Genomic DNA, 10000 nt, shown 5'->3' with positions numbered 1-10000 from the left:
TAGACGCGGTCGCTCATGCCGTCCGAACAGGTCTGGGCAATCAGGGTCAGGCTGATTTCATTCGACAATAACTCAGCGCGCTTGGGCCCGCTCTTGTCCTTGTTGATCTCAAACAGATGGCGCGGAAAGACCTGCGCGTCATCGCCGGGCCGTTCAAAGGTGACATCGCGTTCGGTCAGGCTGAGCGACCAGAAGGGCTCGGTGCCGATTACGCTTAGCGGCGCATTGAGATCGACGCCGGCCAGAGAATCGACCTGAGTCGATTCCGGCTCTGGTGGTTTTTCGATCTTTGGCCCGCAGGCGGCGAGGGCAAGCAGGGACGCAAGCGCGATCGGGCGCAAGGCAGACAGCCGCATCAGTCCTCGTCCTTCTTGTTCTTCTTGTCTTTTTTATCCTTCTTTTTGTCGTCGCCGTCAGGGATGGCCGCGCCCACGACCTTCCCTGTGGTGCCTATGACCGCTCCCGTTACCCCCACGGCGGTGCCGACCGCCGCGCCGGTGACGGCTACGGCTGTACAGCCCTGAAGCAGAAGGGGAAACCCGATCAGGGCCGTGAGGGTAAGGAGCGGTTTCAAGCGCATCTAGGCAGCATCCAGAAGAAGAATTTCGGCGTCTTCGAGCGCTTCGAAGGTCAGCTCATCTTCGTCGATGATGGCCGCCCCGTCGCGCGCGTTCAGCTCAAGGCCGTTAAGCTTAACACGTCCGGCGGCTAAGACCACGTAAACATGACGGCCTTTTTGCGGCGCGTAGGTTTCCGACTGGCCGCTGAGGAGCGTCGCCCCCAGAAGACGGGCCGGGGTGTTGATCTTCAGCGCCTCGGCATCGTCATCAAAACCGGACGCCAGCGCCACGAACTTGCCCGCCCGGTCGCTTTTCGGGAAGGGCTTGGCCCCCCAGCGCGGGGCGTGACCGCGTTTGTCGGGGATGACCCAGATCTGGAAGATCTTGGTCAGCACGTCCTCGACATTATATTCGGCGTGACGGATGCCGGTTCCGGCCGACATCACCTGAACATCGCCGGCTTCGGTGCGGCCTCGATTGCCCAGATTGTCTTCGTGGGTGATGGCGCCTTCGCGAACATAGGTGATGATTTCCATGTCGGCGTGGGGGTGCGGCGGAAAGCCCGACTTCGAGTCGATTTCGTCGTCATTCCACACGCGGATCGACCCCCACCCCATGTTGTTGGGGTCGTAATAGTCGGCAAACGAAAAGTGGTGACGGGCGTTCAGCCAGCCGTGTTTGGCGTTATAGAGCTTTTCAAAGGGGCGATGCTGGATCATGGCGTAGGCCTTTCGCAATAAAGGGTGTTGTTGAGCGTCAATATAGGCGGATGCAGCGTTGCGCATAGAGGGTGAATTGAAAACGCTTCGTTGCTAAAATTGCAACTCAGGCCTTGAATTAGGGCTGTTGTCTGTCGCTCGCTTGCGGCAGTATGCTGCAAGCGGGAGGCGAGATTTGGACAAGGCGCTCATCTACGGACAGGCTCTGGCGCAGCTACGGATGCGGGCGCGCCTGTCGCAGGACAAGGCGGCGGAGGCCGCCGGTACGTCGCAACCCACCTGGGCGCGCTATGAAAGCGGCGACAGCCGGGCCTTTCTCGACCGTCTGGCCGTACGCGCGAAAGTCGTGCGGGCGCTGGGCTTTACGCTGCGCGATCTGGAGGCCGAGGCGGAATTGCTGGCGACCGATATGCCTTACGCGACCCAAGAGGGGACGCAGGGGTTTGCGGCGGGACTTGCGGCTTCGGGGGGCGTCGATCTGGCGCCGTTCCATCGGCCCGGTCTGCAACAGGTGCGTATTCAGACGGACGACCTGAGCCCCTATCTGCGCGTGGGCAGCCTCGCCATCTATGACACCGAGCGTTTACCGCAGCCGGGGGAGGGGGTGATCATCCGCCTGCGCGATGGGCGCAGCCTCCCGCGCTTTTATCTGCGGCAGGCGGCTGAGCTGTGGGTTGAGTATTGGGTGGCCGAAGGTGATGCACACCGGCGGGTGACGCAAGGCCTGAATATGGCTGATATTACAGGGGTTTACCCCATTGTTCTGCGTGGCGAGCCTGATTGAATCGCATCAAACGCATAAAATGAATTGACAATCTGGGCGTGTGTCGGCATTCTCCTTCTTGCAAGAGGGGAGACGTTATGCGCGAGACAGGTCATCCGGTTGATGTGGCGGTAGGGCAGAATATCCGCCTGATCCGCAAGGCGCGTGGCCTGACGCAGGAAAATCTGGCGGCGGGTTTGGGCGTCACCTTTCAGCAGCTACAGAAGTACGAAAAGGCTGCCAACCGAGTCAGTTGCTCCATGCTGATCCGCATTTGTGAGCAGTTGGGGGCGCACCCGATGGATATATTGCCGCCGGTAAATGGTGTCGCGCATCCGCTGACGGATACGCCCTGGTATCGCGACGCGCAGATCGTGCATCTGGCGCAGCCGCGCCTGTTGCCGGAACTGCGCCGCCTCAGCCGCGCGCAACTGCACACGCTTTTGCTGGCGGCGCGGGCGTTTGCCTGACGTCGGCTTCGAAAAAGTGGGGTTTAGAGCGCATTCCGAAAAGTGTGCAACGGTTTTGGCTTCGCCGAACTCCGTTTCGGAATCAAATGCGCGACCAAACAAAAGGTTAGAGCGGAATTTGGCTGAGCCGAACTTCGTTTCGATTCAACCTGAACGAAATCCGCTCTAAGCCGCCAGCGCCTTGTTGAGAGCATCGACCAAGCGCACATCGTCCGGGGCAACGTCCGGAGAAAAGCGCGCCACGACCTTACCGTCACGGCCCACGACGAACTTCTCGAAATTCCACAGGATTTCGCCGCGCGGGGTCGGCGGGAAGCCATAACCGGCAAACTTTTCGCGCATCAGTTCGGCACCTGCGGCGTCGGGTAAAGCTTCGGTGAGGGCCGCATAGAGCGGGTGTTTGTCCGGTCCGGCCACGCTGATTTTGGAAAACAGCGGGAAGGACACGTCGAACGCCGTCTGGCAAAAGCTGGCGATCTCCTGATCCGTGCCCGGCTCCTGCCCCATGAAGTTGTTGGCGGGAAAGCCGAGGATTTCCAGACCCTGCGCCTGCTTGTCGCGGTAGAGAGCCTCCAGCGCCTCGTATTGCGGGGTCAGGCCGCATTTCGAGGCGACATTGACGACCAGCAACACCTTACCGGCATAGTCACCCAGCGACGTTTGCGTCCCATCAATCCGCTTCAGCGGGATATCGTACAGTGCGCCCATCAAATCCTCCATATATTGAGAAGGATAGGCGATCCCTCCGGCCATGCAAACGAAAATCCATCTTGATCACAGACCGTTGAGCGCGTCCTACGCGGCCGAGGCCCGCGCCGTCGAGAGTGTCGGCGCAAACTGGCTCAGGTGGTATTTCAGATAGTCGCACAGGGTCAGGGCGTAGATGTTGAGATTGGCCATCGGCGTGCGCGTGCGCAGGAAGCGCTCGCACAGGCTCAGCATGTCGAGATAGAGCCGGTTCTGGAACTGGATATAGTCGATATCGAAATGCGCGGCCTCGCTCAGTTGCAGGGCGTCGATCTCGTCCTGCTGTTCAGGTGAGGGCAGGTAGTCCGGCGTCAGCGACGACCCGGCCTTTTCCAGCGCCGTCAGCAGGGCCTCGTTCAGCCACACATGGCTTTCACCCATATGGCGGGCATAGGCGCGAATATCAGCGCACTCTGAACGCAGGGAGGCCGTGCGGTGGACCTGAATGGCGACGGCGTTCAGGCGCGAGACGAGGCCTACGAATATATCGACAATGTTCGGCACCGACGCCGCGGACAGGCTAGAGCGCGGGGCACGGCGAAGCGGCAAGGCGTTGTTTGGGCGACGGGCAGACAGCAGATGCGGGGTCATGAACCTCTCCCCTATGAAAAAACGATACAGTGTCTGCTTTTTTGAAGAGGGCCGTCGGCGTCTGTTCATCAGCCGTCCGCCAGCCCTGACCATCATGATTTAGGGGCATGGCGTTCGGCCATTGAGCGTTCAGAAAGAAGATGCGCCGACTTTCCGGCGCAATCGTGGCGTTAAACCGTTCGGATTGGGGCGCTTTTTGCGATCTGTTGATCCGTGATCGGGATATTCGTCTATTTTGCAGACTTAGCGTTGAACGCGATAAGAATGACATGGGCTGCGCATTAGAGGTGATAAGACGACCGTAAATCCAGGGCTGTAAGCGCAATGGTTCGGCCGAGTAACGTGCATTATGGATCGAATTTGATTGAAGTTGAGCTTTTGGGACGTTAAAAGGTCTTACCAATAAAATTATTAGGTCTGATAAGGATTGCAGGAGGGAGAGTGGTCATGCGTTGGGTTTCCACCATTTTGGCGGTATTGGCCCTGTTTGCCCTACCGGCGGCAGCGCAGGATGTGCGGCCGGCCTACCTTTTGACGGGGGCGGCGTATCGTGAGGTTCAGGACCTGTCAGGGCCCTGGACCTATTCCAGGGACCTCTATCGCACGGGTCTGACGGATATCAATGGCTGGGTGGCCAAGTCACGGATGCAGCGTTACCGCGATGTGGATGTGGCCGCCGAAGAGGCCAAAGGTGGGGCGACCTTCTTTGAATTTGACCTTGATCGTGGTCCGCAAATGGCGATACCCGGCGCATGGAATGCTGCCGAACCCGAACTGCGCTATTATGACGGGCTGATCTGGTTTCAGCGCAAGTTTACCCCCAAAGTGTTTGACGGGAAACGCGCTTTTCTGCGGTTCGAAGCGGTCAACTACAAGGCCTATGTCTATCTGAACGGCAAGGAAATTGGCCGCCACGAAGGCGGTTTCACGCCGTTCGTTATCGAGGTCACGCACGCCCTGCGCGCCGGTGAAAACCGCCTCAGCGTCGGTGTGGATTCCACCCATGACGCTCAGTCCATTCCGACGGCGATCACCGACTGGGACCTCTACGGCGGCATTACGCGTCCTGTGAAGCTGATCTATACGCCAGAAACCTTTGTCGATGACGCCACCCTGACCCTGACGCCGGAGGGGCGTCTGAAAGGTATGGCGCAACTGAACGGCCCCCGCGCCGCCGGGCAAGTCGTTACGCTGAACATTGCGGGACTGAAAGCCACGGTATCTGCGACGACGGATAGCAACGGTCAGGCCGTGTTTGATCTGAAAGCGCCGCGCGCACTGAAACTCTGGTCGCCGGAGACGCCCGTCCTCTATGAGGTGAGCTTCTCAACCGTTGATGACAAGCTGAGCGACCGGATTGGCTTTCGCACCATCACGGTCAAAGGCCACCAGATACTGTTGAACGGAAAGCTCATTTTTCTCAAAGGCGTTTCACTGCACGAAGAAGAATTCGGCAGCCATCCGGCACGCAATATGACGGAAGCGGCGTCACGTGCCCTTTTGTCCGAGATCAAATACGGCCTGCACGGCAACTATGTACGCCTGTCGCACTATCCGCATTCGGAGACGACCCTGCGTCTGGCCGACGAAATGGGGCTGCTGGTGTGGAGCGAAATCCCGGTCTATTGGACGGTCGATTGGGAAAACCCCGCGGTGTTGCAAAAGGCGCTGAGGATGCAGGCGGAGACGGTTTTCAGGGATCGCAACCGGGCCTCGGTCATCCTGTGGAGCGTCGGGAACGAAACCCCGGTGTCAGCGGCGCGCACCCAATTCCATGCCGCCATGGCCGACAATGTGCGGGCGCTTGACCCGACGCGCCTGATCAGTGCCGCTCTGCTGGTCGAGCGCAAGGGCAATGACATCTATCTGGCCGACCCGCTGGTGGATAAGCTGGATGTGCTGGCGGTCAATACCTATGCCGGCTGGTATGGCGATGATCCGCTGTCGGCCCTGCCGGGTCTGCACTGGAATGTGCCGGCGGACCGTCCGCTGATCCTGTCGGAGTTCGGGGCCGATGCGCTGGCGGGCTATCGCGACCCGACCGCTATGCATAAGTTTTCCGAGGACTATCAGGCGGCATACTATCGCCAGACCCTGAAAATGGCCGACAGGATACCGACCCTGAATGGTATGTCGCCGTGGATTTTGAAGGACTTCCAGTCGCCCCGTCGCGAACACCCGATCTATCAGAACGGCTGGAATCGTAAAGGACTGCTCTCGGAAACCGGTGTGCGTAAACAGGCTTTTGATGTCCTGGCCACCTATTATCAGGACAAGCAGCCTTGAGGCGCTGGCTGATAGCACTGATGGCCTGTGTGGCCACCCCGGCTGTTGCGCAGGTGGTCGTGTCGCCCGCCGTTACGTCGCGCTCTCTGGACCTGAACGGGGCCGCGATTGTCTATGACGCCCGCGATGCCGAGTTGTTGGGCATTGCCGCACGTGATCTGGCCGACGATATCGCACGGTTGGGGGGGCAGGCGCAGGCGGTCACAGTGGCGTCATCGGCCCGAACGCAGGTCTGGGTCGGAACGCCCGGCCATCATGCCGGTATTGATGCGCTGATCAAGGCGGGCGCACTGGATGTCGGACGGCTGAAAAACTGCTGGGAATGTTCACTGACGGCGGTGGTATCGAAGCCCGCGGCGGGCATTGAGCGCGCCCTGATCATTGTGGGGTCCGATCGGCGGGGTGCCGCCTTTGGCGTCTATGACCTGACGCGCGCTTTGGGGGTGTCGCCGTGGGTATGGTGGGCCGATGTGACGCCGGTGAGAAAGGGACTGAATGTCTCGGTGCCTAAGCCTTATTTCTCAAAACCTTCCGTGACTTATCGCGGTTTTTTCATAAATGATGAAGACTGGGGGCTCTTCCCTTGGGCCGCGCAGACCTTCGATCCGGAAACGGGCAATATCGGTCCCAAAACCTACGAGAAGGTGTTTCAGCTCTTGCTGCGCCTGAAGGCCAATACCCTGTGGCCGGCCATGCATAAGGTGTCTGCCCCGTTCAACGCTAACCCGCAAAACGCGGCTTTAGCCGAACGTTATGGCATTGTTATGGGTTCTTCTCACGCCGAGCCCATGCTGCGGAACAATGTCGGGGAATGGACCGAACCGGGTGAGCGGTTCAACTACGCGACCCATCCGCAGGGGGTGCGCGCCTATTGGGAAGCGCGTCTCAAAACCAATGGTCGTTATGAAAATATGTACACACTGGGGATGCGGGGCATCCACGATTCCGGCATTGTCGGGGCTTCGACGACCGCAGAGAAACAGGCGTTGCTCAACCGCATTCTGTCGGATCAGCGTCAACTGTTGAAAGATACGGTCGGTGATCCAAAAACACTCCCGCAAGTCTTTGTGCCCTATAAGGAAGTTCTGGATATCTACCGTGCCGGAATAGACCTGCCGGAGGATGTAACCCTGGTGTGGCCCGACGACAATTTCGGCTATATCCGCTACTTCCCCAATGCTGCAGAACAAAAGCGTTCGGGCCGGTCGGGCGTCTATTATCACCTGTCCTATCTGGGGGCACCGCTCTCCTATCTTTGGCTCTCGACCACGCCGCCCGCTCTGGTGACCGAAGAGATGACGCGCGCCTATGACAATGGCGCGGACCGTCTGTGGGTCGTCAATGCCGGAGATATCAAGCCGTCAGAGGTCAATCTGACCCACTTTTTCGATCTGGCCTGGGATGTGAAGGGCGTGCGTGCCCTCAGCCAAAAGCAGTATCTGACGCGACTGGCGGGCGAAACCTTTGGTGCAGACAAGTCGGCGGTGATTGGCGACCTGTGGGATCGCTATTACCGGCTCAATTTCGAACGCCGCCCGGAACACCTGCAATACTACCTGCCCGGCGAGAAGGCGCGGCGCTCCGGCCTGTCGCCGCGGCAGGTGTTTGAGCGGGTGAGCGCCTTTGAAAACCTGATGACCGATGTCGAGGCGCTGAAAAGCGACGATCCGGGTCTGTTTCAACTGGTCGAATACCCGCTGAAGGCTTCGGCTCTGGCCAACCGGCGGTTTTTCGCGCTGGAGGCCTATGTAGCGGAATATGAGCGCAATCCGCGTCTGGGCGGGCTCTATGCGGGACGGGCCCGCGCGTTCGACGCGCAGATCAAGGCGCTGACGGCACGCTACAACAGCGGTAAGTGGGCGGGCATAATTGCCGAAGAACCCGCGGATGCCCTGTGGACCTCGTTCCGCCTGTCACCGCCGGTTCTGCCGACTGCGACGCTGGCTCAGACGGGGGAATTACCTGTCTATCGTCTGGCCGATGACGGGGTGATCCGCCTTGAGGCGGAAGGCGGTGTGGCCAGGGGTTGGCGGCGGATCGAAGGCCTCGGGCGCGGCGAAGGGAGTTTGCGCGCCTTGCGGGCGGATGCGGTCGTCAGCCTGCGTCCCGATCTACCCAAGGCCGGGACGTGGTGCGTCAGTACCCATATCCTGCCGGTTTTCCCGACCGACGGGGCGGCCGCTTGGTCACTTGATCTCAAGACGGACGGGGTGACCACGCCATTGACTTACGCCCGCGGACCGCAGGACAAGGCATGGCAGCAGGGCGTGCTGCATAATCGCCTGACGGCCTCTGTGCCCCTGACACTCGGTGGCGGGCGACAAGAGGTACAGCTTCGGTCATTGCGGCCTGACCTTATTCTCGATGGTATCGATTTCACCCCCGGAACCTGTCCATAAAAGTCGTTTCAGATGTTTCGGGAGTGTGGTTTAGTCGGTCCTCATTCTCAGATGGGAGGCTCTCATTATGCGTACATCCCTGTTGACTCTGGCTCTGGCGGCGGGCGTGTCGCTCATGCCGATGATGGCTTTGGCCGATGCCGAAAAGCCGGCCAATCTGATCGCCGATGGTATCCCGGCGGTTCCGGACAGCATTGTCGCCGCCACGCGGCCCTATATGGAGTTCCGCACGGCCAGCTTCCGCGGCTGGGACCCGACCGACCGCTCGATGCTGATTTCGACGCGCTTTGGCAATACGGCGCAACTGCACAGCGTCAGGATGCCGATGGGGGCGCGCACCCAGATATCGTTTGAAGCCGAGCCGGTCAGCGGCACCCTGTCTCCGAAAGGCGACGTGCTGCTGGTGTCCAAAGATACGGGTGGCAATGAGTTTTTTCAGCTCTATACGCTTAAAGACGGCCGTCTGACCCTGCTGACCGACGGCAAGAGCCGTAATAATTTTCAGGGCTTTTCCAAGGATGGCGAGCTGATCGCCTATAGCTCGACCCGCCGCAACGGCACCGATACTGACCTTTACGTGATGAACCCGCGTGATCCGAAGACCGACCGTATGGTGGCACAGGTCAGTGGCGGCGGCTGGGGGTTCGCGGACTTCGCGCCGGATAAGAAGACGGCGGTGGTCGCGCAATATATCTCGGTCACCAAGTCGAACCTTTATCTGCTGGACCTCCAGTCGGGGCAGATGACCCCCATCGGCGACCACAAGACCGATATCGCCTGGGGCGGGGTGCAGTTTGCGCCGGACGGTACATTGTGGGTGACGTCGGATATTGGCTCTGATTTTCAGCGGTTGGGGACGCTGGATATAAAGACGGGCAAGTTCACGCCCAAATCACCCGATCCCAAATGGGATGTCGAAAGTTTTGACATCGCCGATGACGGTAGTTTCATCGCCTATTCGGTCAATGAAGCCGGTGTCTATCGCCTGAAACTACTGGACCCGAAGACGGGCACATCCACACCGGTCACCTCCCTGCCGCAGGGCACGGTCGGTGGGTTTGACATCGCGCCCTGGGGAGAGATTGGCGTCACGGTCGCTTCGGCCAAGGCGGCATCGGATGCCTATTCGATTGATCCCAAAACCATGGCGGTAAAGCGCTGGACGCAGTCGGAGACGGGCGGGCTTGACCCCAATGTCAATGCCGAGCCGGAATTTGTCGAGGTCACCTCGTTCGACAAGGAAAAGGTGTCGGGCTTCCTCTATCGCCCGGACCCCAAAAAATTCCCCGGCAAGCGGCCATTGATCATCAATATTCACGGCGGGCCGGAAGGGCAATCGACGACCGGTTTCCTGGGGCGCAACAACTACCTGCTCAATGAGCTGGGCATCGCCATCTTCTATCCGAACGTGCGCGGCTCGACCGGCTTTGGCAAGCGCTTCGTCTCGCTCGATAACGGACCGTTC

General features: G+C 59.7%; 10 protein-coding genes. 5 read left to right on the top strand and 5 right to left on the bottom strand.

From position 1 onward, the window contains the following. The 3 genes from LDL37_RS01335 to LDL37_RS01325 all read right to left on the bottom strand — a co-directional run. A partial coding sequence (locus LDL37_RS01335; RefSeq protein ID WP_290793230.1) for a hypothetical protein occupies window positions 1-356 on the bottom strand: 356 nt, incomplete at its 3' end. Further along, window positions 356-580 (bottom strand): NF038104 family lipoprotein, encoded by a 225-nt coding sequence (locus LDL37_RS01330; RefSeq protein WP_290793227.1) that lies wholly within the window; start codon window positions 578-580, stop codon window positions 356-358. The genes LDL37_RS01330 and LDL37_RS01335, both read right to left, overlap by 1 nt. Continuing rightward, window positions 581-1279 carry a pirin family protein gene (locus LDL37_RS01325; RefSeq protein ID WP_290793224.1) on the bottom strand — a complete coding sequence of 233 codons (699 nt, stop codon included), beginning with the start codon at window positions 1277-1279 and terminating at the stop codon, window positions 581-583. Between the two features lie 175 nt (window positions 1280-1454). Here LDL37_RS01325 and LDL37_RS01320 point away from each other — a divergent pair, with 175 nt between their 5' ends. Then, complete coding sequence (locus LDL37_RS01320; protein WP_290793221.1) at window positions 1455-2063, top strand: helix-turn-helix transcriptional regulator; 609 nt, start codon at window positions 1455-1457, stop codon at window positions 2061-2063. Window positions 2064-2140: 77 nt separating this feature from the next. After that, window positions 2141-2512, top strand: a complete 372-nt coding sequence (locus tag LDL37_RS01315; protein WP_290793218.1) for a helix-turn-helix transcriptional regulator — start codon at window positions 2141-2143, stop codon at window positions 2510-2512. 165 nt (window positions 2513-2677) lie between these two features. On the opposite strand, the gene LDL37_RS01310 is transcribed toward LDL37_RS01315, so the two are convergent. After that, window positions 2678-3220 (bottom strand): glutathione peroxidase, encoded by a 543-nt coding sequence (locus tag LDL37_RS01310; RefSeq protein ID WP_290793215.1) that lies wholly within the window; start codon window positions 3218-3220, stop codon window positions 2678-2680. Window positions 3221-3307: 87 nt separating this feature from the next. After that, window positions 3308-3850, bottom strand: a complete 543-nt coding sequence (locus LDL37_RS01305; RefSeq protein ID WP_290793212.1) for a DUF4142 domain-containing protein — start codon at window positions 3848-3850, stop codon at window positions 3308-3310. Between the two features lie 447 nt (window positions 3851-4297). Here LDL37_RS01305 and LDL37_RS01300 point away from each other — a divergent pair, with 447 nt between their 5' ends. From LDL37_RS01300 to LDL37_RS01290, 3 genes are all read left to right on the top strand, one after another. After that, window positions 4298-6136: a glycoside hydrolase family 2 TIM barrel-domain containing protein gene (locus tag LDL37_RS01300; protein ID WP_290793209.1), complete on the top strand. Its 1839-nt coding sequence runs from the start codon at window positions 4298-4300 to the stop codon at window positions 6134-6136. Next, window positions 6133-8535, top strand: coding sequence for a glycosyl hydrolase 115 family protein (locus tag LDL37_RS01295; RefSeq protein WP_290793207.1), 2403 nt, complete (start codon window positions 6133-6135; stop codon window positions 8533-8535). The genes LDL37_RS01300 and LDL37_RS01295 overlap by 4 nt, the downstream gene beginning before the upstream one ends. 67 nt (window positions 8536-8602) lie before the next feature. After that, a partial coding sequence (locus LDL37_RS01290; protein ID WP_290793204.1) for a S9 family peptidase occupies window positions 8603-10000 on the top strand: 1398 nt, incomplete at its 3' end.

Origin of the sequence: Asticcacaulis sp., from assembly GCF_020217185.1 — a bacterium.
Taxonomy (GTDB): Bacteria; Pseudomonadota; Alphaproteobacteria; order Caulobacterales; family Caulobacteraceae; genus Asticcacaulis.
The sequence above is the reverse complement of the archived record's forward strand: the minus strand, read 5'-3'. Positions and strand labels throughout refer to the sequence as shown.

Excerpts from the sequence above, each read along its gene's own strand:
- LDL37_RS01330 (WP_290793227.1), bottom strand. The coding sequence starts at position 580 with ATGCGCTTGAAACCGCTCCTTACCCTCACGGCCCTGATCGGGTTTCCC.
- LDL37_RS01300 (WP_290793209.1), top strand. The coding sequence starts at position 4,298 with ATGCGTTGGGTTTCCACCATTTTGGCGGTATTGGCCCTGTTTGCCCTA.
- LDL37_RS01310 (WP_290793215.1), bottom strand. The coding sequence starts at position 3,220 with ATGGGCGCACTGTACGATATCCCGCTGAAGCGGATTGATGGGACGCAA.
- LDL37_RS01315 (WP_290793218.1), top strand. The coding sequence starts at position 2,141 with ATGCGCGAGACAGGTCATCCGGTTGATGTGGCGGTAGGGCAGAATATC.
- LDL37_RS01305 (WP_290793212.1), bottom strand. The coding sequence starts at position 3,850 with ATGACCCCGCATCTGCTGTCTGCCCGTCGCCCAAACAACGCCTTGCCG.
- LDL37_RS01325 (WP_290793224.1), bottom strand. The coding sequence starts at position 1,279 with ATGATCCAGCATCGCCCCTTTGAAAAGCTCTATAACGCCAAACACGGC.